This is a genomic window from Moorena sp. SIO3A2, from assembly GCF_010672265.1.
Classification (GTDB): Bacteria; Cyanobacteriota; Cyanobacteriia; order Cyanobacteriales; family Coleofasciculaceae; genus Moorena; species Moorena producens.
The window spans coordinates 265,914-289,005 of the sequence record NZ_JAAHHC010000001.1 but is presented as its reverse complement, the minus strand read 5'-3'; the positions used below and the strand labels follow the sequence as shown (position 1 = coordinate 289,005).

19 protein-coding genes are annotated in these 23,092 nt (G+C 43.5%); 9 read left to right on the top strand and 10 right to left on the bottom strand.

Going from position 1 to position 23,092, the window contains the following annotated elements; translation table 11 throughout:
* Positions 1–361 precede the first annotated feature (361 nt).
* From F6K64_RS01225 to F6K64_RS01215, 3 genes are all read right to left on the bottom strand, one after another.
* Positions 362–1,204, bottom strand: a complete 843-nt coding sequence (locus tag F6K64_RS01225; RefSeq protein WP_008191600.1) for a universal stress protein — start codon at positions 1,202–1,204, stop codon at positions 362–364.
* Between the two features lie 822 nt (positions 1,205–2,026).
* Positions 2,027–2,197 (bottom strand): 50S ribosomal protein L32, encoded by a 171-nt coding sequence (rpmF, locus tag F6K64_RS01220; RefSeq protein WP_008191603.1) that lies wholly within the window; start codon positions 2,195–2,197, stop codon positions 2,027–2,029.
* 44 nt (positions 2,198–2,241) lie between these two features.
* A complete protein-coding gene (locus F6K64_RS01215; RefSeq protein ID WP_008191605.1) occupies positions 2,242–2,787 on the bottom strand; it encodes a hypothetical protein in 546 nt (181 codons plus the stop codon).
* 293 nt (positions 2,788–3,080) lie between these two features.
* Between F6K64_RS01215 and F6K64_RS01210 the strand changes: the two genes are divergently transcribed.
* Complete coding sequence (locus tag F6K64_RS01210; protein WP_008191607.1) at positions 3,081–5,006, top strand: caspase family protein; 1,926 nt, start codon at positions 3,081–3,083, stop codon at positions 5,004–5,006.
* 539 nt (positions 5,007–5,545) lie between these two features.
* On the opposite strand, the gene F6K64_RS01205 is transcribed toward F6K64_RS01210, so the two are convergent.
* Both F6K64_RS01205 and F6K64_RS01200 read right to left on the bottom strand, forming a co-directional pair.
* Complete coding sequence (locus F6K64_RS01205; RefSeq protein WP_008191611.1) at positions 5,546–6,277, bottom strand: response regulator transcription factor; 732 nt, start codon at positions 6,275–6,277, stop codon at positions 5,546–5,548.
* A 523-nt stretch (positions 6,278–6,800) separates the two neighbouring features.
* Complete coding sequence (locus tag F6K64_RS01200; RefSeq protein ID WP_287263043.1) at positions 6,801–6,959, bottom strand: hypothetical protein; 159 nt, start codon at positions 6,957–6,959, stop codon at positions 6,801–6,803.
* 490 nt (positions 6,960–7,449) lie between these two features.
* Between F6K64_RS01200 and F6K64_RS01195 the strand changes: the two genes are divergently transcribed.
* Positions 7,450–10,347: a hybrid sensor histidine kinase/response regulator gene (locus tag F6K64_RS01195; RefSeq protein WP_008191615.1), complete on the top strand. Its 2,898-nt coding sequence runs from the start codon at positions 7,450–7,452 to the stop codon at positions 10,345–10,347.
* Between the two features lie 247 nt (positions 10,348–10,594).
* On the opposite strand, the gene ruvA is transcribed toward F6K64_RS01195, so the two are convergent.
* Both ruvA and F6K64_RS01185 read right to left on the bottom strand, forming a co-directional pair.
* Positions 10,595–11,230: a Holliday junction branch migration protein RuvA gene (gene ruvA / locus F6K64_RS01190; RefSeq protein WP_008191617.1), complete on the bottom strand. Its 636-nt coding sequence runs from the start codon at positions 11,228–11,230 to the stop codon at positions 10,595–10,597.
* 463 nt (positions 11,231–11,693) lie between these two features.
* Positions 11,694–12,461 carry a sucrose-phosphate phosphatase gene (locus F6K64_RS01185; protein ID WP_008191619.1) on the bottom strand — a complete coding sequence of 256 codons (768 nt, stop codon included), beginning with the start codon at positions 12,459–12,461 and terminating at the stop codon, positions 11,694–11,696.
* A 453-nt stretch (positions 12,462–12,914) separates the two neighbouring features.
* On the opposite strand from F6K64_RS01185, the gene F6K64_RS01180 reads away from it, so the two are divergent.
* Both F6K64_RS01180 and F6K64_RS01175 read left to right on the top strand, forming a co-directional pair.
* On the top strand, positions 12,915–13,139 hold the full coding sequence (locus tag F6K64_RS01180) for a hypothetical protein (RefSeq protein WP_131827029.1): 225 nt from the start codon (positions 12,915–12,917) through the stop codon (positions 13,137–13,139).
* 38 nt (positions 13,140–13,177) lie between these two features.
* On the top strand, positions 13,178–14,002 hold the full coding sequence (locus tag F6K64_RS01175; protein ID WP_044495806.1) for an MBL fold metallo-hydrolase: 825 nt from the start codon (positions 13,178–13,180) through the stop codon (positions 14,000–14,002).
* 208 nt (positions 14,003–14,210) lie between these two features.
* Here the strand turns inward: F6K64_RS01175 and F6K64_RS01170 are convergent, their stop codons facing one another.
* On the bottom strand, positions 14,211–14,594 hold the full coding sequence (locus F6K64_RS01170; RefSeq protein WP_008191623.1) for a DUF2780 domain-containing protein: 384 nt from the start codon (positions 14,592–14,594) through the stop codon (positions 14,211–14,213).
* Between the two features lie 492 nt (positions 14,595–15,086).
* Here F6K64_RS01170 and F6K64_RS38045 point away from each other — a divergent pair, with 492 nt between their 5' ends.
* Entirely contained in the window at positions 15,087–15,479 is a 393-nt protein-coding gene (locus F6K64_RS38045; RefSeq protein WP_353736720.1) for a hypothetical protein, read from the top strand.
* A 154-nt stretch (positions 15,480–15,633) separates the two neighbouring features.
* On the opposite strand, the gene F6K64_RS01160 is transcribed toward F6K64_RS38045, so the two are convergent.
* Positions 15,634–17,322, bottom strand: coding sequence for a potassium channel family protein (locus F6K64_RS01160; RefSeq protein WP_008191625.1), 1,689 nt, complete (start codon positions 17,320–17,322; stop codon positions 15,634–15,636).
* 1,421 nt (positions 17,323–18,743) lie between these two features.
* Between F6K64_RS01160 and F6K64_RS01155 the strand changes: the two genes are divergently transcribed.
* The 4 genes from F6K64_RS01155 to rbsK all read left to right on the top strand — a co-directional run bounded on the left by F6K64_RS01155 (position 18,744) and on the right by rbsK (position 22,156).
* Positions 18,744–19,151 carry a thiol-disulfide oxidoreductase DCC family protein gene (locus tag F6K64_RS01155; protein WP_008191629.1) on the top strand — a complete coding sequence of 136 codons (408 nt, stop codon included), beginning with the start codon at positions 18,744–18,746 and terminating at the stop codon, positions 19,149–19,151.
* 234 nt (positions 19,152–19,385) lie between these two features.
* Entirely contained in the window at positions 19,386–19,760 is a 375-nt protein-coding gene (gene ebsA / locus F6K64_RS01150; RefSeq protein ID WP_008191631.1) for a type IV pilus biogenesis protein EbsA, read from the top strand.
* Between the two features lie 37 nt (positions 19,761–19,797).
* A complete protein-coding gene (locus F6K64_RS01145) occupies positions 19,798–20,889 on the top strand; it encodes a phosphotransacetylase family protein (RefSeq protein ID WP_008191633.1) in 1,092 nt (363 codons plus the stop codon).
* A 337-nt stretch (positions 20,890–21,226) separates the two neighbouring features.
* Positions 21,227–22,156, top strand: coding sequence for a ribokinase (rbsK, locus tag F6K64_RS01140; protein WP_008191635.1), 930 nt, complete (start codon positions 21,227–21,229; stop codon positions 22,154–22,156).
* Positions 22,157–22,371: 215 nt separating this feature from the next.
* On the opposite strand, the gene F6K64_RS01135 is transcribed toward rbsK, so the two are convergent.
* Positions 22,372–22,935: a Uma2 family endonuclease gene (locus tag F6K64_RS01135; RefSeq protein WP_008191638.1), complete on the bottom strand. Its 564-nt coding sequence runs from the start codon at positions 22,933–22,935 to the stop codon at positions 22,372–22,374.
* Positions 22,936–23,092 lie beyond the last annotated feature (157 nt).

Sequence of the window (23,092 nt, the reverse complement as noted above, 5' to 3'; positions counted from 1 at the left end):
CTAAAGTGCATGGAAGCTAAAGTACGTGGAAGTTTAAATAGTTAGTCATTAACTTTTTCTCATTAAGCCTTGATCATAAACCCTTTTTAAGCAACTTGTAAGCAACAAGAGGTTTACTGGCAATACTAATGACAAAGTAAGCATTCAGCTATCAGCCGTCAGCCGTCAGCTAATTAACTAATCAACGGGCGGTAGTAAACAAGCTTACGAACTAGTATGGCTGGTTGAAAATCCCTGCTCGTTTACTCATCCGACTCCGTGCAGTTAAAGCGCCTACTCGCTAATAGCTGATAGCTGATAGCTGACGGCTGAATGCTTACATGACAAATGACTAATGGCTAATGGCTAATAACTGACTGCTTCAAGTAGTTGTGCGTGATAACAACACTGGGCAATTGGCTTTGACTCTGACGTAGTCTGATAAAGAATTACCCAGTAATCGATCTAAATCTACTAAACTCTTGGCGATAGAAGGACGACGGTCAGGAGAACCGAGAATCAGCAAGTCGATGTTCTTGTCCTCTGCTAACTGGCAGATTCCTGGTCCGGGTTTACCGCCACTTAGAACACAACGGTAAGAAACACCTTGCCTTTTGGCTTTTGCTGCTGCTTCTGCAAGCACTGGGTCTGCTTCAGCATTGCTCATCAGTTGATCAGGTTTGGCTTCGGGGATGACACGAGCTAGATATAGTTGAGCATTCTTCATGTCTCGCACTAGAGATAGAGCCAACTCGAAGGAATTTTGAGCAGCATCAGATTTATCCATTGCGACCATAACCCGTCTGATTTGTTTGACGTAGACATCGTCTTTGACCAACAACATCGGGCGGGAGGACAATTGGAACACATATTGGCTAACGGAGTTTTCCAAAATCGCTTCTAGGCGAGTTAGTCCTCTCGAACCCATAATAATCAGGTCGGTTTCCTCTTCGTCTGCCACTTGGGTAACGATATTTTTAGGGTCTCCCTGTTTGAGTCTGGGAGTGATTTTGCTGGGGTCAACTTTTAACGACTTGACCGCATCTGCTAAAATCTTACCCCCCTCTTCTAACTTAGCTGACATGGCTTCAGCTGTGACTTGAGGACGCACGACATGTAGAACTGTGACCGATGCCTGTTGTATGGCAGGGATTTCGGCCAACATGTTGAACATTTCTTCACACAGTCCCCGACCAGCTACAGATATTAAAATTTTTCTTATCATTGGGCAATTATTGCTGGAGTTAGTGACATACTCCCACACTGAACTCAACGAGTCAGTGTGGGCTTCTTGCCAACTCCACCTATCGGTTCGGATACTCGGCAAGCTTTATTAACGATACGGGATGCCCCTCCGCACCGGAACAATACAGAAAAGTTCGATTTTAAAGCACGTAGGTGGCGGTTAGCTCTTAATTTGTTTTCCCTACTATTTTCAGTATAGACGATTTCAAAACAATCAATCGCGGTATTAGCTAAATTATCCTTGGTTACTGATCATTGAGTTACCAAATTTAGTTACCAAACTTAACAATTGACCCTTCAAAATGTTTGGTAAATTGTCTGGCATTGACTTGAAACTTAACTCAATGGTATTAAGCTGTGATACATCTAATTACCACAGCCCAACTAATCAGTTTCTGTTAATTGTTAACCACCAACAGTTAACGAACAGAAATTAATTTTAGATATGCCAGTTCAATCCCCAGCAACCTATGGGAACCTCAGATAGTTTTCCGGTAGGGGTTGAGGGTTGGACTTTCCCTGGTATATAAAGACCAGGATACTGATAATGAGGCTAGAAAATTTTTAAAATTTATTAACGCCGGTGAGAAGACAGTACTCCTTGATCAGTCAAGACTCTCACGCCTAGCTTCAGTATTAGCTTCCGATTTATTAAGGCAGATCAGTAGCTTGGAGACCCGAAAGTCGGATCTAGGTTTTAGAGCAGCAAGCCGTATAACGCCTTCTAAGTGATACGTAACCCACCGGAACCATGGTAAAAATCAGCGATACGCCGTCCGAAGCCCGGTGGGGAGGAGTAAACCTAGTCTTCGTCTTCTTCTTCCGTTGTTGGATAAACAAAGCTAGAACGCCCACTCAGGACTGCTTTACCGAGAGAGAGGGCTTTTTGTGCTTCCAGATGCGCTTTGCGCTTCCAGTTAGCTTTACGTTTATCCCGTTTGGATTTTGAGGTTTTCTTCTTAGGAACAGCCATAAGTGTAAATTATTTAAATTGTTAGACAGCTTTTCTATCTTATTTCATTGTCTTGTATCTCGGTCTTCTATCTGGTTGTCAGGTGATGATGACTCAGGAGCCTGGTTGTCAGGTGATGATGACTCAGGAGCCTGGTTGTTTGCTGGCGGTGCCTGAGGACTTGGGGAAGCTGGTTCCAGTGACTGTGGCTGAGTTTGAGCAGAAAAATCAGGTTCCTCAACTCGCAGTAGGAACTGGGTATTGGGAAAGTAAGTTGCCCAATACTTGGCATCCGGTCGTCTTTTCCAGGATGGACGGCTGACTTTTAACAACAAGACTGGGGCAATTTCTCCTTGATTTTGCCCTAGAATAGTAATCGCTACCTTTGTAGTCAATATGTCACTATCGAAGCTCCGTTGAGCTGCTGCTCTAGCAACTACTTCAGCACGGCGCATAAAGCCTTGGTAAGTTTCGTCAGGCTCACGATTCAGGGTAACATTAATACGAGCTGTCTTGGCTTCGGCGCTTTGGGGAACAATGGCAACTGTAGTCAACCAACTAACCCCTACTAAGCCGGGTAACACCAATAGCCGGATTACTTTGGACAGCATACTATTATATCCTCTGATTAGGCCAAAAAAGGTTAACTCTTATAATGAAGGAAAATCTTGACAGAAGCTAGATTGACATAAATTAGTTGGAAAGCCTAGTTCGAGAGCCTTTAGAGGTGGACTATCTTCGATGGTGTTAGATTAATTAATTAATAAATTTAAGCTGTTAGCTTAAGCTAAACAAGGTTGAATTAGAATTTAAGTGTAAGGGGAAACTACAGCAATAGTAATAAAATTAGGCATATATATTAGGCATAAAATATACTAGTTTCAGCCGCTAGGGTATGGGGTAAATGGCAAATTACGCTGGTATAGCAATTGGCATCAACCGCTATCAGTTCTTACAACCTCTGAACTATGGTCAAGCAGACGCTCAAAGACTACAAGGGTTTTTTGTAGACCAAGCTCATCTGCAACCCAATGAGTTTCTGTTATTAACTGATAATTCACCACCGATTGATGATTTTTTAACCTACCCCAACCGAGAAAATATTTTAAGATGTCTCGACAGGATTCGCCAGAGTCCAGGTTCTCCAGAAAGTTGGCGTTGGTTCTTGTTCAGTGGCTGCGGGGTCAGTTGGGATAAAGTTGACTACCTCATGCCGATTGATGGCAACCCAGATGACATTCCAGGAACAGGTATACCAATAGAATGCCTGTTTTCCTCTCTCAAGACTATGGGGGGCAATAAAATCCTGGTATTGTTAGACATAAACCGCTCACCGGGAATGCCATCTGGTGAACCGGTTGGTGCTGAAACAGTGGAATTAGCCTACAAAATGGATATTTCCCTGGTACTTTCTAGTCAACTCAACCAGTTTTCTCACGAAGCTGCGGCTCTAGGGAATGGCTTATTCACCTCAGCACTTCTAGAAGCACTGGGTTACTATCATACTGACATTACCCTTGAGAATCTTGACGAGTATCTCAAGGAGCGGCTACCGGAGTTGAGCCAACACCATTGGCGACCAGTTCAGATTCCTCTGACGGTGATTCCTTTACAGGAGTATCGACAACAACAAATTTGGCCTGAAGGGGCAAGCTCACCACCAGAAAATCAATGGGCTAACCCAAGCACTGACTCAGAAGCTACCGAGGTAGTTCTTTCTGAAGATGGGAATAATCTTGAGGTGCGACCCAAGGCCGGGTTCCCCGGCCATTGGAAAGCGCACCTTGAGAGTGAATTTACGAAAAAACCTTTATCGGTGGTAAAGCAAAACCCGAATCGGTCTTTACCCACTAACACTGACAGCTCAAACCAGGAGTCATCTAACTCAGTAGCTTTAGTTTCTTATTCAGACAGCCAGCCTCAAACTGATACAGAAGAGTTATCGTCATGGCGAGAATGGTTGTTTTGGGGTAGTGGTATAGCTTTGTTGTTAGGACTAGTAAGCCTAACTGTTGTCCGTAACCAGGAAGGCTTAATTAGTCAACAGATGATTAAAAACACACAGACGACCACATTAACTACCACATTACCAGAAACTACCAAGGTCAGGAATTCCCCAGTAACATTACCTGCAGGGTCAACATCCCAGGCAACTCCAGCTCCCTTGCCAAATTCCAAGAGTAAATCCCTGGAAACTAAACCACAGAAATCCCGGGAACCGAGTGGGATTAAGGCGAATCAAGCAGCTTTGGACGAGGCAAGACAGTTAGTTGAACCGAAGCAGGCATCTGTGTATAGCGATGCGATCGCAATTGCCCGTCAGGTGAAACCTGGGGATCCTCTTTATGAGCAGACACAACAATATATCACTGGTTGGAGTCAGTCAATTCTGGCTCTAGCCAACAAACGGGCAAAAAAAAGTGATTTTGAAGGAGCGATCGCAGCTGCCCAACTAGTTCCTAAAGATAACCCTTCTGTTTATCCTTTGGCTCAGGATGCCATTAAACAGTGGCAGATTCTCTCCCAACAGAAGTCGCAGAATCAACAGATTATCCAAACAGCCATCAAACAAGTCCAACGCAATCAAGCATCTAGTTATAATCGTGCGATCGCAACCCTCCGTAAGATTCCACCGGGTCAACCGAAGTATGCCACAGCACAAGCGTTAATTGCTCAAGCTAGCGATAAGATTTATCGGATTGCTAAGTCCCGTGCCTCGCGAGGCAAGTTTCTCTCCGCGATTAACACAGCAAAATTAGTCCCACAAGATACCCCTTACTATGAGGCTGCCCAAGAAGCGATCGCTAGATGGGAGCAAGGTAGACCTTGATAGTGATTTGGGTTACAGGTTACAGGTTACAGGTTACAGGTTACAGGTTACAGGTTACAGGTTACAGGTTACAGGTTGAAGGTTATAGGTTGGCAGTTACAGGTTGAAGGTTACAGGTTGAAGGTTACAAGTTGCCAGTTACAGGTTCCCAATTATACATCCGGCTTTCAGTTGTTAAGGCTCTAATTTTCAACCTACCCTACTTCGGACGCCAAAGGCGAACAACCAACTAACCTTCAACCAACTAACCTTCAACCAACTAACCTTCAACCAACTAACCTTCAACCATCTAACCTTCAACCATCTAACCTTCAATCTTTAACCTTCAACCAACTAACCTTCAACCAACTAACCTTCAACCAACTAACCTTCAACCATCTAACCTTCAACCATCTAACCTTCAACCAACTAACCTTCAACCAACTAACCTTCAACCAACTAACCTTCAACCAACTAACCTTCAACCTTCAACCTTGGCCAAAAGGCCACGCTACGCGAACAGCCGTTTAATTGTAAAAGGTTACTCTATGGTATCATCGTTAAATAACTAAGCCAGACCGGAGGGCACGGACAGCTGCTTGGGTACGGTCATCCGCACAGAGTTTATTCAAGATATTTCGGACATGAGTTTTGACAGTTCCCACAGTGATATATAACCTTTCGGCAATCAGAGCATTGCTGCAACCTTCTACAATCAACCGCAAAACCTCTAATTCCCTTTCCGTTAAAGGATAAGCTTCAATCATTTGATTGTATTCATTGGGAGCAGCATGGATAGCTCTCGTTTCACTAGCTTCAGTAGGCTGAGTTTCTTGGCTTGGTTTGATCTGCTCAAGTACAATCCTGGCAATGGCTGGATCAATCCAAGCATTACCTTCATAGGTCACTTTCAGAGCTTCTACCAATTGATCAAAAGTTATATTTTTCATGCAGTAAGAGTCAGCTCCAGCGGCGAAAGCAGCTAGTACCGCTTCTTCATCATCCTGCAAGGTCAGTACCATAATCTTGGTGGGGAAATCATCCTGTTTAGAATCATCCTGTTTAGCTTGAAACTCTTTGAATTGTCTAGTTAATTCAGTTCCATCCATGTCAGGAAGACCAATATCGACAATCCCGATATCTGGTCTAGATTCCGCGAGTAACTTTAGTCCTTCAGCAGCATTGGCCGCTTCGCCCACCAATTCAATTTCACCGTTTTGTTGGAGGGCTGTTCGCAGACCCATCCGAGTCAGATCATGGTCTTCAATGAGAGCCACACGAATTTTACCCATCATTAACGTCTAGGGGGGTGAGATTTATAGTTTATTGATTTTTAGAGTAAATTTGTAAAGTTTTGGTAAAAATCATCATGATCTCCACCTATTGGTAGTTGTAGATATTTATGACTTTGGGATAGAGTTTCCAAAAGACCAGATTTTGGCAACAATCACTTAAAGTTAGCTGGAATGAAAGCATTTGTCAAAAGCTATTACAGTATCACATATAAAGTTATTGAGAAATTACAGGGGGTAGTTACTTATTATAATCTTTACAATTTATTTATGAGTATAAGGGGTGAGTCGTGCCAAAAGTACTTGTCAGAGGGGTTGGCACGATTTTCCATTCCAACAGTTAGAGGAGATTCTCAACAGGATTGACATGGGATGGGCTTATTGAGTAACTAAGGTAGCCTCACCAGCACGAAATGACCAATTCCGATAAATCCTACTCTTTCTGCTCATCTGCTGATCGTCCCACCCTTCCTGAGCCAACAGCAGGATATAATAGGGGGTAAAACCCCCTAAAAAATCTATCTCAGGGAGTTTGTTTCTCAGGAAATACCACTGGAAAATTAGCATGGGTTGATTGCGTTCGCGTAGCTTGGCCAACGGCCAATCCGATTGGTTGATTCCCTAGATGGGTGAGATTACTAATCAAGGGAGTTTTTCGACAAGTATACTCATGCCTACTCATCAATTTGGCAAATGTTTCGGTGATACTACACAACCATGGGATTTCCTCTACCTAGTCAGATTGGTATTTTTACTGAAGCTCTCTGACTAGTACCGAGGTAAGGTAGAAGCCTACAATCAGCGATGTGGAGAGATTGTCAAGTCCGTAAGGTTGACTAAATTGGGGCGATACCTAAACTGAACCAATAGAGTATGCTCAATATAATTCATTAGCCTCCTCAGGTGTCGGTTGTCAGTCAAGAACTGCTACTACCCACTATCCACTAATCATTACACCTCTTGCAAAAATATTTTGAGTTAGAATAATAGTTTTGGTAAAAATTATGTAGATTGTGTGTACTAGGCTTATACACAAACAAAGTACAAAGTAAGTTTGTTAGTCTTAAGCGATCGCTAACTCGAAAATTCCCAAACTACTGATTATACCACGAAAAACTTTTGCAAGAGGTCTATTAGCCCATAACCAATGACAAAAGCTCAACCGCTAAATCATGGACGAGATTATCAGACTACTGATCGTAGAGGATGATCAAGTTAACTGCAAAGCCATAATTAAAGCTCTTAACAGAGGGGGTATACCCGTAAAAATAGCTGTTGCAGTTGACAGCAAAAGCGCTAGGTCGATCATCGCATCACGCTGCGCTAACTCTAGCCTTACCCAACCGAGTTTGGACTGCATTCTATTGGACTATCACTTACCGGATGGGGACGGATTGACTCTGGTTAAAGAAATCCGTGATGCTGGCATTGAAGTCCCTGTGATTGTGTTGAGTGACCAAGGGAACGAGCAAATTAATGAGCAAATTGCGGTTGAGCTGATGAAATCTGGAGCATCGGACTATCTGACCAAAAGCCAAATCTCATCAGAAAATCTCTTACGTAGCCTCTCTAATGCAGTTCGCCTCTACCGCGCAGAACGGGAAGCAGCTGTAGCTCATCAGCGGCTCAAAGAAAGCGAAGAACGCTACCGCTTGGTGCTAGAAGGTTCCAATGACGGGATCTGGGACTGGAACCTGATCACTAAACAACTGTATTGTAATGACCGCTTCTATGAACTTACTGGCTTGTCGCCTGAACAGATAGGGAAGTACCACCATAACTTTTCCCCTGATGTGTTATTTAATTTACTAAATTGCTCAGATCTACTCAAAGTTACTAAGGCGGTGGCTAGTTACCAACAAGATTACCTTGAACTGGATGTAGAATTTAACCTACCCTGTGCTTTTGGAGAAGATCGCTACTGTACTGCTCGTGGCAAAGCCCAGTTGAATGATCAAGGAGTACCATTCCGGATGTCTGGTGTAATTACTGATATTACTGAGCAGAAGCGAGCAGAAGAATCCCAGCGATTTCTGGCGGAGGCTTCTGCTGTACTTTCAGCTTCCCTCGATTACCAGACTACATTGGACAACCTAGTGCAGCTGGTAATCCCTCGCTTTGCTGATTGGTGTGCTATTGATGTGGTATCGGGAGTTGATAGCTATGATACTCCCCAGTCTTACCAGCGCCTTGCCGTTGCCCATGTTAACCCAGAGCAAGAGCAGTTGATTTGGGAACTGCACCGTTGCTACCCTGCCCAGGGGGATGAAGACTATGGCAACGGCAAGGTTTTACGTACAGGTTGTACGGATGCCTATTTTGAGGTTTCTGATCAATTCCTAAGTGCTGCTGCTGATGATCCTGACCATCTCAGAATGTTACAGGCACTGAAAATTAAGTGTTACATTTGTGTACCTTTACGAATGGGTTCACAAATCTTGGGCTCAATTTGGTTTGTCAGGAGTGATTCAGGTCGCCGCTACAATGAGATCGATGTCAAGTTGGCTGAGGATTTAGCTAGTCGCGCTGCCCTAGCCACTGAAAATGCGCGGTTATACCGAGAGGCAAACCAGGCGAGTGATGATCTCAGGCAGGTAATTACCATTCTCAATGAACAGCAAAAGCAATTGAGAACCCTACACCAGTTGACTAATCTCCTCAATCAACGGCTGACTAACCTTCCAAATCTGTTGCAAGAGATGGTATCGGAGGTAGTTAAAGCGATTGCTGGGGTTGAATTTTGTTTCATCATTCTCAATAATTCTCTTGGTAACTCTGAAGTCTTAAGGGTTATTGAGGGAATTGATACACAAAAGTTCCAGTGGGAAGACATCTTGCCCCTTGAGCAAGGGTTACTCTCTCAAGTCTTTTTAACTGGAACATCTGAGTTAATTCAGCGCAAGGGTTGGGATTCGCGGCATCCGGAAGAGGAAGTACCTACAGCTATTTACGCTGTGGCGATTGAGTCTGTGCAAGCAGGACCCTTGGGAGTACTAGCTATTGGCAATTGGGAAGACCCAGAGGCATTAGACCAATCAGGTCGGAATCTGCTAGCAGCAGTGGGTGAACAAGCTGCGATCGCAATTGATAATGCTCGCATGATTAATGAACAAGCTGCGATCGCAATTGATAATGCTCGCATGATTAAAGCCTTAGAGGAGCAAGAAGCACGTTTAGAGTGTCAGAACAGTATGCTGGCTCGCCAGAATCGGGAACTGGAAAGGAGAGATGCATCCCTCAAGCTACAGAACCTGCAATTGTTGGAAGCAGCACGGTTGAAATCCCAGTTTGTTTCTACGATATCCCATGAGTTACGAACTCCCATGAATGCCATTATTGGCTTTTCCCAGCTTCTATTGCGTCAGCGTCAGGGCTCCTTGACTCACCAACAAGCAGATATAATGGAGCGCATTGTCAATAATGCTCAACATCTACTGACTCTGATTAAGGATATGATTGACCTGTCCAAAATTGAGGCAGTTTGTCTGGAGTTAACCTTGGAAAGTTTGCATTTGGACAGGTTGATCAAAGAAACCATCAATGAATTCCGTTGTCTAGCCGCTCAGAAGGACTTAGGGTTGTATATCCAAACCAATTTAAAAAATCCGATCGTAATCAATGATAGCCTCCGCCTGCGGCAGATTTTGGTCAATCTGGTTTCCAATGGGATTAAGTTTACCGAAATGGGCAGGGTAGAGGTGGTAGTCAAGGAAATTTCCACCGACTGGCTGATGCTCACTGTTAGGGATACGGGAATTGGAATTGCCGAGAATGACTTAGAGCATATTTTTGAGGAGTTCCAACAAATTGATCAAACTACAACTCGCAAGTACTCGGGTACCGGCTTAGGACTGGCCATTACAGAATCTTTAGTCAAGTTGATGCAAGGAACGATTACGGTAGAGAGTAAGCTGGGTAAGGGGTCTACCTTCCATGTCAAGTTTCCTAGACGAGTAAAAGCTTCTACTGGCGATTGTCATGATTGCGATCTACCACAATCTAAAACCCTAGGTTGTTCGTTTTTGCCCCAGACTCTTCAAGGATTTCGTGCTCGAAGGGTAATTTATTAGGTTGGAGGTTGGAGGTTGGAGGTTGGAGGTTGCAGGTTGCAGGTTGCAGGTTGGAGGTTGCAGGTTGCAGGTTTCAGGTTTCAGTCAGATTATAGCGGTTCTGTTGTGGGATGAGGTAAACCCAAATTTCTTCAATCTCCTCCCCCTATTGCCACTCTCCCCCTAGTAGCGCTGATCCAGATGTAGCTCACTCGTGGAACCGCTATATTTAGAAACGCTATATTTATGGGTACGATCAGGAATATCATCAGCGACTCAACCAAGCGATCGCTTCTCGAATCCAATCTTCCGCATTCTTACTTTTAGCGACCTGAGTATCCTCACTAATAGCATGGAGTGCTTGAGCGATTTCATCATTTTCATATCCCAAAGCTAACAGGGTCATCTCCACATCTTCCTGAATCCCTGGTGAGAGTCCATTAGCAGATAGTGGGGACTCTACCTCCGATACCTTATGCCATTGAGCCAACTTTGTTTTCAGTTCTAGAGCAATGCGTTCAGCAGTTTTGCTACCCACACCAGGGGTTTTGGATAAGGCACGAATATTACCTGTAACAATCGCTTGGACTAAATTTGGCAATCCCAAGGTGTCCAGTAGTGCGATCGCTAATTGAGCACCAATACCGTTGACACTAACTAATTGACGAAACAAATCCCGCTCAGCGGCTGAGGCAAAACCGTATAGCACCTGTTGCTCCTCCCGGATTTGCAAATGGGTGAAGATTTGCACGGTTTTTTCCGATAAAGCTACGGGCAACTCCTGGGACAAACGGCGAGTAATTTGTATTTCATAGCCAATGTAGTTGACATCTAAAATCAGAGTGACCCGATTACCAGTGCTTTTTTGAATGCTAGCTACTGTCCCCTTGAGATAGCTGATCATTAGTTGAAGGTTGAAGATTTAAGGTTGGTTTAAGGTTGGTTTAAGCTTTAAGGTTGAAAGTTGAAAGTTGAAAGTTGAAAGTTGAAAGTTGAATGTTGAAAGTTGAAAGTTGAATGTTGTTCGCGTAGCGTGGCCGAAAGGCCAAGCTTGGTTTAAGGTTGTACTCCACCACGAAAATAGTGAAGGATAGTTGAGAGCATAACTTGCAACTTACCAACCTACAACTTGTAACTCGATTAACCTACAACTTGTAACTCGATTAACCTACAACTTGTAACTCGATTAACCTACAACTTGTAACTCGATTAACCTACAACTTGTAACTCGATTAACCTGCAACTTGTAACTCGATTAACCTGCAACCTACCAACCTGCAACTTTTAACTCGATTAACCTGCAACCTACTAACCTGCAAGTTGTAACTCGATTAACCTGCAACTTTTAACTATTAACTATTTCTTATTTATTGGCGATCATTACTGACAAAAAAGCTAAAATAACTTAAACCTTCTATTATACCACCTGCACAGTGAGCTTGAGCCAGGTAATGGTAATCTGCTGAGTTGTTTTCGTACCACTTGCGAAGTTCTGGTCGGGCGTTACCCACTATAATTCCTCGGGAAAAGCCAACGCTAAATAAGGCAATGTCATTTCCTGAGTCGCCACAAACCACTGTCCGTTCCGGCTCAATTCCCCACTGTTGCCGTAAAAATTCTACCGCTAGACCTTTATCGCTATTGCTGGGTAGAATGTCTAAGTCTTTCCCACCACTATAGATCAACTTGAAATTAAGACCCCTTCCTTGAAGCTGAGATTCCAGTTGAGGTAGCACCCTCAAAGCTGCTTCTTCCGTCAGGTGATAGCTGACTTTAAAGGGACGTTGTTCTGATTCTACTTGAGGAATTAAGTCAGGATATTGGGCAGCCGTTTCCACAATCATTTCCCGATCCCAGCCTTCAGATAACTTGGACGACCAGTCTGGATTGGGTGTATCTTGGCCATCATTATCATAAATTTCTGTACCCACAGAGGTGATCAGAGCATCTGGATCAAGAAGTGGCTTCTCGGCTTTCAGCTGGTGGTAGGAACTATGGGATCGCCCTGTAGCATAAACGATTCTTGTACCATGTTCTTGGCGATGCTGACTTAGCAGAGGGTTCAGTTTAAGCAGAGCCTCATCATCCCCTACTAGAGTATTGTCAAGGTCAGTTACAAACAGAAATTTAGTCACGAGATGCTAAGAGGTTCGGGTATTGCCTTATTGTCCTACATAAGTTGGGTTAAAACATAGTTGGGTTAAAAATGCGCTTTGGTTAATCGCGCTTTAGCTACAATTGAATTAGCTATATCCCCTGGTAGCAAGCGCAATCCCTATGACGAACGAGAGTTAGACAGTTATGGCTCATCTCAACCAACGCCGCGCTCAAAATATCACTGGTGACTTTTACCAAAAAAATGGGTAATCGCGCCCCGTCCTTCTAGGACGGCTTTTAAGTTGACGCTTATCTAGCGCCAGGTTATAATTAAAATATAGGGTACAGGCTGAAAAACCGTAGGCTGAGCCGGGAGAGAGACCCGTAACTTATCGACCTTAAAGTAGTAATGCCCGGAGGGTAGGGAATCTCCTCCTTAAAAACCCAATCATCAATTAACAGTTGGTGTGTGAACCCAGAAGAATCACACTTTGAAAAAAAAACGGTACGGTGGGGCACACCGGAACCAAACGAAAGGAAGAGAAACAGACTTTTTAAGGCACTTCCAAAGAGTAGTTAAACGCCTAAGGAGAACTGCCCTCTGGGTCTATGGTGAATTAACTAGGAATTTAGTCTTAACGGATTCTCGGTTGAGTATTGTCTTGTTTTTGGCGGCGTCAAAGATGAGAACTCCATGGTTTAAGGCGGCTCGTTGATCTAGGAATCCCCGCGCCTAAAGGCCGGGGAGTGTCAAGTGGATAGCAGCTGTATTGATTGTGATGCCTGCCGTTGGATGACTCCGGAAGTGTTTCATCGTGCTGATCACCAGTCTGCAGTTTATCATCAACCTGCTAATGATACAGAACGCTTGAGAGCTCTTCAAGCCCTATTATCTTGTCCCACCTCTTCTATTGGTACTGTTGAGAAACCTAAAGACATTAAAGACGCTCAGCATAGTTTCCCCATCCCAGTAGCAGAAAATGTCTACCATTGCGGCTACCATTCAGAAAACTCCTACGGTGCTGCTAGCTACCTTATCCAACGCCCCCAAGGCAATATTTTAATCGATTCTCCTTGCTTTACACCACCACTAGTCAAACGTCTAGAGGCAATGGGTGGGATTCGTTACATGTTCCTGACCCATCGGGATGATGTGGCAGATCATCACAAGTACAGACAGCATTTCCAGTGCGAACGCATTTTGCATAGAGATGACATTACCACTGATACCCGTGATGTGGAAATTCAGCTCACTACTTCTAAGCCTTATCCCTTAGACAAGGATCTGTTGATTATCCCCGTTCCTGGTCACACCAAAGGTCACACGGTTCTACTGTACAATAACAAATTTCTCTTCACGGGTGACCATCTTGCTTGGTCTGATCAACTTCAGCAACTGATTGCCTTTCGTCGCTACTGCTTCTACTCCTGGAAGGAATTAATCAAGTCAATGGAGAGGTTAACCAACTACTTGTTCGAGTGGGTATTACCAGGACATGGACGCCGGTATCATACTTATGCTCAGACTATGCAAGATCAGCTGAACCAGTGTCTTGTCTGGATGAAGCATCAAGGATGAAGCATCAAGGATGAAATTAAGTGACCACCTAAAACATTCTCCCTCATCCCTTAGACATCTCCAAAAATTAACCTCAAACCCTTGCACTGCCTGGGTCAAAACCGAGTTTATGGAGATGTCTCTTTGATGACCTGACTTTGGGAAAACATACCCAAGTCTTGGGTTGATCCCTCATTACCATCACATATCAGCCATCCAATCAATCGCTCTAGCTCAACACTTTTGCCAAAAGGTTTTTGATCTCGTCCCCACCTTGGTTTTGAACGAAAGAGAGGACTATCGGTAGAAATTTGGAAATCATCCCACTATCCATGCCTAGTTGAGAAAAACCTGCTGCCAGGGTAGCTAGAGTGCCTAATTGTCCAACGCCACCACCCATTGATGCCGCTAATCCTCCCAAGGCTCCCATCATGCCACCACTTTTTGGTGCTGCTTGGAGCAAATCATTTATTCCTGGAATAGATTGCAGTACTGGGGCAAAACTCTCATCTCCCAGCTTGTCCTTGGCCAGTTGGAAAATAAGTCCAGCTCCGCCTTGGGCTTGATTCTCTTGCACTCCCAGGTTTTCGGTTAACAGTTGAATCAGTTCCATAGATGCTCTCTTATTCGATTGCTATATCGTTGCCGCCTTAATTTAACATCGGATAGCCAAAATAATCATTTATTTACATTTTTTTTACATAGTTATCTATCACTATTTATATTTTATCTTTTTGAACACAATTTATAACATTTATACACAACTAGTAACTTAGAGTAGTAAGTTCCTTTTTGGGCTATAAGCTAGGTGAATTTAAGGGTTAAGGAAATTAACAAAAAATTAATTATTAATCTATAGCAATGGGATCGGATTCGTGAACAGTAACAGGTTTTACTCAGGATTCAGGAACGATCCGACTCAGGGCGATTTTCAAGAAAAAATTGCTAGATTACATTTGTTAGATTACATTTGATTACAGGAAACCGCTGCAATCTTAACTAAATTACTAAAAAATATAAAGTATTGATAATATAAATAAAATATCGCTCTTAAGCTGAATAATTGTTTTCCAAGTTACGTAAAATAAAATCCAGATAAAAGACTTTGACCTATCTGGAGGTTTCTATGGTCAGCTACGCATCACCAATGGGAATGGGAGTTAAGTTAACAGCTAACCCAGGGGATAGGATTGCCACTGAACCCCAAACTATTGAGGAAAAAGCGAAGCAGGTTGCTGTGGATACGATTGATATTACAGGGGATCACATCAAAGTTCCCACTTACTTTGTCGTGAAATACCCTGATGGTGAAACCAAGGCACTACACCATGTGAAGGATGCTGAAGCAATTTCCGATGTGATTCGGCAAATGCAACTGCAGCAAAAAGAGTGGCCTCAAGAATCAGAGGAAGTTAAACATTGGTTAAACTTACCTGGTATGCTTCTGATATTGGCTGGTTTCTTAATCACTTCCATTGTCCTAGTCGGTATTTTCTAGCTACCCTAATCCTGCACGAGTAATCATGGATAATGAGTGATGAATGATCAACCTTAGACTATAGCTAGGGTTTTATCATTCATCCTTCATCGTCGATAATTTCCAGATTAGATCCCATGGCTTCGATTTAGATCCCATGGCTTCCATTTTTAACTCACATCACCATCATTTGAGGCGGTGTTGTGCGCCACAATTGCTCTAAACCAACTGCTGGCATAGTTAGATACAAAAGATCACCAGCGGCTAGGTTAATTTCCAATAAATCCCAGCCATGAATCGTTTGATACTTCGTTTCAAGATACAGTGGCACAAAGTCAGCGGATCTGGCAGCATCTTTAACACGGCGTCCACAGAAGGGATGATCGGTGGTAATCTTAGTGGCTAAGGCAACCCAAAGCGTATCACCAATCATACCATTGCCTAACACTTGTCCACCTAATGCTGCAGCTGCAAAAGAAGGAGTGGCTAATTCTGTGGGAGAGAATACTGCTTCAAATTCAAATACTTGCTGTACCATGTGGGAAAAGTGGGGGTCTTGATTGCGGACAACCACTGACAATTTAGAAGCTAGACTTTTGGCACTTAGAGCAATTTCTAAATTGGCTGTATCATCACTCGTAACTGCTAAAAGGGCTTCTGCTCGTTGGATGTGTGCTGCTGTGAGTGTAGCAGGTAAACTGGCATCTCCGTGAATGACTGCAATACCTAGAGAACGAACAATGTTCAGGAAACGATTGTTGGGGTTACTTTCAATCACCACCAATTCATGGCCTTGGGCATGAAGTTGGTAGAGGATTTGGACTCCTACATTTCCCAGTCCACATACAACATAGTGATTTCTGTAGGGAACTCTCGCCGCATCCCAAAACTGTTTGAGTCGGGTACCTAAAACAAAATCGTTTAGTAGAGCATAGCAAATGCCAATCACACCAGCCCCTACTAACATCATCACAGCAGTAAATACCTTAATAGTGTCCGGGGACTTTTCTGCTACTTCTTCTTGACCACCAGCACCGGTAATCATACCCACAGAAAAATATAGAGCATCAACAATAGAGGTTTCTAAGTTGACACACACATAAGTCAATGTGGCCGTAAAAATTATCAGGAGTAGGAAAAGGGTCACTACTAACATTGGTTGAGCATGATGCTGAAACTGTTGTAAGTTTGTGAAGACTTTCAGCAGTTTCTGTAGCCAGGATTGGCGTTTAGGACGAAACCGAGGCTGAGTACCAATAATTAAGCGATCGCCAGGTTGTAACTGTTTGCCCTGAGCTACTGCGGAAACTAAATCTAAGTTCGAGTCCATCGGTAGGTAGTAGATCAACATTCGTGATCGCTCATCCCACAGGTCACTCAACTGTGTTCCCATCCAAGGGTGGCTTTCGGTGATAATTTCTTCGTGTATCGGCCAGGTTTGATTGTATAGCTTGAGTTGCCCAATGGCTCGATTCCCCATTGCTGCGAAGGCAAATACCGGTGCTGCTAGAGAAGAAACACTCATGCTGACATGATCGGGTAGGGTCTGATCTAAACGAGTACCCAGGCTGGTATTAAACAATCGGTTAACGATCCGAATCCGGGGATTAATCACTCGTGCCTGAGTCAGGATTGCCAGATTGAGAGCATCGTCATTACAGGCCAGAACCAGGGTTTGGGCATGTTCGAGTCCAGCTGCAAGTAGGGTAGAAATAGCCCGCAAGTCTCCAATAATAATATTGTTTTCGTCACCAGGCATTATTCTGTTGCTGATGCCAACAACAGCTACTCCCTGCTGCTTCAGTAAGCGGAATATTTTGTATCCAGTGCGACCCAAGCCACAGATAATGATGCGGGGTTTCATGTGTCAAGCTTGTTGACCGAAATAATTTTTGTCGTTTTGCATCTAGCTAAGTGTTCTTTTACAATTCTTATCCAAGATAGCTCAAAGAAATGTAGCGGAAGACACTGCTGCTAGTTAGAAAGGGTAAAATCTCCCCGCTTAAGCCATTCCGGTAAGCTGCTGACCCTCTAATTTGCCTATTTCAGTAGGGTGATCAGGAGATGGGGCAACGGATGGGTTAACAGATGTAACGGATGGGGGGATAAGGGCATGGGGGTGCCGGAAAGCCTGTAATTTGAATAGGCATTAGTTGAATAGGACTTAGACATTATGATATATTGATTTATTAAGCACAAAATCAATATAGTTCTAAGCTGTCGCGGATTTAAATTGTATAGCTTTGAGTAAGCTCGAAAAACTGATTAACCCTATGCCCTGCTGCTCTGGTTCCCTGCCCCCTTGCCGATTCAATATATAAAATAAAATTAAATATATAGATCTATAAATTAGATGTAGATGCCTCACAGCTGATCACTCCCTCACCCCCTCACCCCCTGATCCCTTCATTTTCAAAGGAACTGGCTACAAATATCTACCAAGGTGTACTAGGAATGGGGCAGCCTCTCAATGGCTGGAAGCGTGTATTGACTTAATAGGGCAACCTCCTGCTCGTATATGAACTCGCTGTAGTCAGCTAGATTGTCCAGCCCCAGAAAGTTGAGGATGATCTCAGCTGCTAGCCAAATCGCTATTCTAACCAATAACTGCCGCCATCGTATTATCATTGCATCAGACCTCCTGACTATAGGTGAGGGAGGTTAGGTTTATGGTTGTGATAATCTGTTCAATTTAGTTATCAGCCTCAATTTTGTCTTTTATGCGACCGAAACCAGCAATTCCGTCCCGGTGCGCTTACAGTCGTCGAATTTAATTTGCCACAGGTCGCACCGCTGCCCGAGATAACTTGACCGTTTACTTCCCCCTACTGCATTTTGCCGAAAAACCTGAGGAAGCTAGTTACAGTGTCAAATACTGATGTGGGTAATTGTGTTGGCAAAATGTAAAATTTATGTTTATGAGCTAGTAGTCTGTCAATTTAGTTTTGAGGGTAATGGTGGGACGATGTTAGGTGGCACGGTGTTAGCTCAAAAGTCTTCATACCTGATCCAAGCGTGCGATCGCGCCCTTCATCCAAGCGTGCTATCATGCCTAAATCCTGCCCGGTGCGCTTACAGTTGTCGAATTAAATTCGCTATTTGTGCGTTTTCCAATGGTCGGGGAACCCGGCCTTTGGTCGCGCCTTCGGGTCGCACCGCTTGGTGAAAGCTTAAATTCAAACTTGACAGGGCACTAGCCGCAATGTTTAGGACTACTGTAGTAGTCCTAAATACGGTTATAAGCTACTTTGGGGCAGATAAACTAGGATTTAGGAAAGAAGCTGAATGGGATATCACGTTATTTACGATGGCGATTGTAATCTTTGTGTCACTCTGGTACAGCTACTAGAAAATCTGGATCAGGGCAAGCTATTTGATTACATACCGATGCAGGATAAAGAAGCTTGCGGCAAATTACAGGTAACACCTCTCGAGTGTGAGATGGGTATGATTTTGATCGATGCTTCTTCTGATGATTGCCGATGGCAAGGAAGTGATGCCGCTGAAGAGATTGGGCGTCTATTGCCATTGGGTAATATCTTTGTATCCGCTTATCGGGCAATGCCTGGGGTGAAGTCGGTAGGCGATCAGGTTTACGAGCAGATTCGGGATAATCGTTACAGTTGGTTTGGTAAGCGTTCTACTACGTATAAATCGGTTTATCCAGTAGGTTGCAAGGCTAATCCCAGTTGAGGCTAGACTAGAGACTCAATCAACTTTTATCAGCTAACAATTAATTATAAACACATAAGCCCCTATTATAAACTGTGGGGATAAGCTTAACCTATAGGAAAGTTCAATGTAATGTATTAGAATATTTATTTTCCTGGACTGATCATCTGATCGTGATGGGTTTTCCATCACGGAGATTGTCCCATAGGAATAGTTACATCAATACCATCAACGGCAATTGAGTGATATTCAGCCATGTCGATCGAAAAACTTAAGCCTGCCGACAAAGGAGCTGTCGGGATTTATGTGCCCTACTACCAGGGTAATAAACGGAATCTTTTACCTATAGCAATTAGCCTCTACCAACAAGGGTCTTTGGAAGGTCGTCGCCACATAGAAGGTGGTGATAGTATTCCCTTCGTTGCTACTTGGTTTGTATCTAATCTTCCTTCGGAATTAACTCGTTGCCGATTACAGTTTGATGGTAACGCGGATCTCAGTTACGAACTTACTATGCAAAATTCTGAGTTTGTGAATTACTTAATCGAAGTGATTATGAACTTTAAGCGATCGCGCATAACGGATTTTTCCAAGGCATTCTACCGCAAACTGCTACGCATTGATGAATAAACAACCAGTTTTCTAGTTATAGGAGTGTAAATAAGGGGTGGCAAAATCCGCTAAGTATTTACTAATTGGGTCAACAGAAGCTTACAGCGGTAAGTCAGCAACGATCCTGGGAATTGCCGATCAACTGCAAGCAAAAGGGATAACGATTGCCTACTGTAAACCACTGGGTACCTTTTTGAGTAGCAATCAAGGGTCAACGATAGAGGAAGATGTCCAGTTTATCACTGAGATACTTAAGTTGCCGGAGAACATGGTGCGATCGCCTTTGCTGTTTATGGATGCTCAAACCATTGAAAAACGCTTGGGAGGACAAGACTCAACAGATTACCGTCAGTCTCTTCAAGACTATCTCCAACCACTAAGTAGTGATGTAATTTTGGTGGAAGGAGCAGGAACCTTGAGTGCGGGGACTCTGTTTAACTTATCATTACCAAAAGTTGCTCAGACAATTGATGCTGCTGTCTTGTTGGTGGCTCGTTTTCACTCGGTTTTACTAGCAGATGCGTTGTTATTTGCTAAGCAACGTCTGGGAGAAAGCTTACTGGGAGTTTTAATTAATGATATTCCCCAAAACAAGCTATCAAGGGTAAAAACAACATTGAAACCGTTTCTGGAACGGCAAGGAATCCCAGTATTGGGAATGATGCCTAGAAATAATCTGTTGCGCAGTGTTAGTGTTCGGGAACTGGTACGTCAGTTGCAAGCTAATGTGCTATGCTGCCCTGACCGTTTGGATTTGATGGTGGAAAACTTGACCATTGGGGCGATGAATGTCAATGCTGCTCTGAAGTATCTACGCAAGGGCGTTAATATGGCGGTGGTGACCGGAGGCGATCGCCCAGACCTTCAGATGGCTGCTCTAGAAACCTCAACCCACTGTTTAATCCTTACCGGTCAAGTTCAGCCTCAATCAGTTATTCTCAGACGTGCTGAAGAGTTTGAAATTCCAGTACTTTCCGTTGATTTAGACACCCTCACTACTGTTGAGATTATTGACAATTCTTTTGGTCAAGTACATCTCCATGAAGCAATTAAGGTGGAGTGTATGCAACAGATGATGAATGAATATTTCGATATTGAGCAGTTGATAAAGCTCCTTGAATTGAAACCATATAAACCAGATTTATAAATGCATTATTTTAAGGTTGAAAGGTTATAATGTTGTTCGCAATTTGGATTAGATTAGGGGAGGTTGGCAGGTTTTAAACTTGTCAGTTTTTCAGGTTAAAGGTTGTCATTTTTAAGTTTAAAACGTTCAATTTTAACCTTACTCAACAAATTGTAACTCTGTTTAAGGTAACTCTATTAAATTAAATAGGAAACCAATTATGGTTGTTGTTACCATTAATCTTGAAGGTGGTCAGGTTATAATGTTGAAGGTTAAAACGTTCAACGTTCAACGTTCAACTTGCTTGCCTTGTAACTCTTTTCAACTTTCAACTTGCTAAGTTGTAATTCTGTTAACTATGAAACCAGTTATTGTTTTCGGTAGTATCAATATGGATTTGGTAGCCAAAACTCCCCGGTTACCAGTTCCAGGTGAAACACTACAAGGCCATGAATTTTTTACTGCTCCTGGTGGGAAAGGGGCTAATCAAGCTGTGGCGGTGGCACGGTTGGGTATCCCCACTAAAATGGTGGCCCGCATCGGTAGTGATGATTTTGGAACTCAGCTACACCACAGTCTAGGGGTAACGGGTGTTGACACTGATAGCGTTTTGGTTGAGGAGGGGGTCAGTTCTGGGATTGCAGTGATTTCCGTGGATCAGGCTGGGGAGAATACCATTATTTTCTTGGCTGGTGCTAATGGGCATGTTAATGAAACTGATGTGGAACGCCTCAGTAGTTTGTTGCCAGAAGCCGCTGTTTTATTGATGCAGTTGGAGATTCCCATGTCCGTGGTGCTCTTAGCAGCAGCGGCAGCTCAGAAAGTGGGTTGTCCAGTGATTCTTGACCCAGCACCAGCTCAGGAGTTGCCAGAGGAACTGTATGGCATGGTGAATATTATGACACCGAATCAGTTGGAAGCCTCTGTACTAGTGGATTTTCCTGTGGATACCATAGAGTCAGCCAAGAACGCATCGGAAGTACTGTTGCAACGAAGTGTGGATACGGTGATTGTGACCTTAGGAGAGCAGGGGGTTTTCTGTGCCACTGGTTCTGAATCGTTCTTCGTCCCTGCTTTTTCTGTTGATGCTGTGGATACTGTGGCGGCTGGAGATGCGTTTAATGGTGCAATGGCTGTGGCAATAGCCAAAGGGTTACCCTTGCGGCAAGCGGTAGTATGGGGAGCTGCAGCTGGGGCGCTTGCTGTTACTAAGGCTGGGGCTCAGCCCTCTTTGCCTGATCAAGAGACATTCAATGCCTTTCTCACAGAAGTAGGTATTAGGTATTAGGTAATAGCTATGATAGCATGATAGTCTGAGATATTACATATTAGATATTAATTTTTAGATATTAGTGATTGGTAATAGATCATTTACCCGGAGTTGGCTAGTATTGTAAATCCTGATTGTGGATCTAAACATTATTACTAATTAATCCAGTTTGAGCAAATTATTGAGGTTTGGTAGTACGTTTATCTAAAAAATCAGCCCTTAAGCACTCACTACTATACAGTAACATCCTCATAAATTAAGGAGATGGGACAACTAAAATCAATGCTGGTCAAGTGAATTTCGTCTCCTTCTGTGTAGGGATTGAGTTCCCATTTCCCTTGTGGATTGCGCCGGAAGCACTCGATAGTGATCTGTTGAGTATCAATCAAAAGGTATTCTTGTAAGGTTTTGATGCGGCGATAGTTAGCAAATTTGCGACCTCGGTCAAAGGCTTCAGTGGAGGGAGAGAGTACTTCCGCAATCAGACAGGGATGATAAATGACTTTGAGCCGATTGCTGTCTCGTTGATCGCAGGTTACCATGACATCCGGGTAGTGAAAAGGTCCTTTTTCTGATACACCCACTTTGACACTAAAGATAAAAGGACGACACGAACCTCCCCGTAGATGGCTTTTTAAGGCAGTCGCAAGATTCAGAGCAATGGTTCCGTGGGGAATAGTTCCCCCAGTCATAGCATAGACTTCGCCGTCGATGTATTCATAGTTGAGTTCTTGCTTTTCCTCCCAGTCTAGATAAGCTTCGGGAGTCATGTATTCTCCCTGATAAGAAGCAACCATAACCACCTCACTTATTGAGTGATGTCTTTTATGTCCTGTTTTGGAGCTAGTTGAGCTTATTTTCAACTATAGCGCGAAACTACCTCTGACTACAGAGGGATGTTCCTTTGGAAGCGCTACGCGATCGCATTGTCAATTTTGGCAGACACATGATTAT